The sequence below is a fragment of the Vibrio sp. 1978 genome, assembly GCF_033344345.1.
Window position 1 is genome coordinate 1 of sequence record NZ_JAWPOP010000309.1, and the last position, 813, is coordinate 813.

2 protein-coding genes are annotated in these 813 nt (G+C 44.2%); both read right to left on the reverse strand.

Annotated features, from left to right (window positions below; genetic code table 11):
- Positions 1 to 543 (reverse strand): response regulator transcription factor (locus R8N49_RS26285; protein ID WP_318190344.1); only part of this gene is annotated, 543 nt, incomplete at its 3' end.
- The coding region (locus tag R8N49_RS26290) for an EAL domain-containing protein (RefSeq protein WP_318190345.1) at positions 536 to 813 on the reverse strand (278 nt) is incomplete at its 5' end. The genes R8N49_RS26290 and R8N49_RS26285, both read right to left, overlap by 8 nt.

An 813-nucleotide genomic window follows, 5' to 3' on the forward strand; every position in this document is an offset into this window, starting at 1 on the left:
CAGTACGCGGCGTTTATAAGTGCTGACGGTTTTCTCGCTAATCGACAACACGAACGCGATATCTCGATTGGACTTGCCTTGCAGCAAATACTTCATCACGGCACTTTCTCTGCTCGAAAGTTGCGGCATTTCTCTGACTTCGTTCGCGACTTGCTTAAATTTAAAGAAGGTATATCCCTTCACCACCGCTTCGATAGCGTCTTTCAGAATGTCGTGATTTTCCGATTTGCACACATAACCATCTGCGCCAGATCGAAACGCCATTTGACTGTACATTTGGCTGGTTTCCGCCGAGAAGAAAATGACCTTGCCTTCATAACCGTGGGATTTGATGCGTTTGTAGAAATCAAAGCCGTCGCAATCGGCCAAGTTCACATCCAAAATCAGCAGTTCAATGTTGCTTTCTTTTAATGTCTTAAATGCAGACTTTGCAGACGTTGCGGTAAACACTTCATTGGTCATCCCCAACTCTTTCAGTAAGGATTTGATTGCAACGCAAACAAGAGGGTGATCATCAAAGATCAAACAATTCATTTTATTCATATCTTTCATTCAGTATGGTTATTGCTTCTAAAGGCATGGGTTTGTCGATGTAGAAACCTTGGCAAAGGTCAATTCCGTATTCACGCATCACTTGAAGCGTGACTTCATCTTCAATTCCTTCCGCGACGAGCCGTATGTTCAAACTTTTCGCCAGCGCACAGATGGCGACAACGATGTTGCGTTTTTTCATATCGCTCTCGACACCTTGCACAAACGAGCGATCTATTTTGAGCTCGTTGAACGGCAGTTGAGCCAGTTTTTCAAACGTCG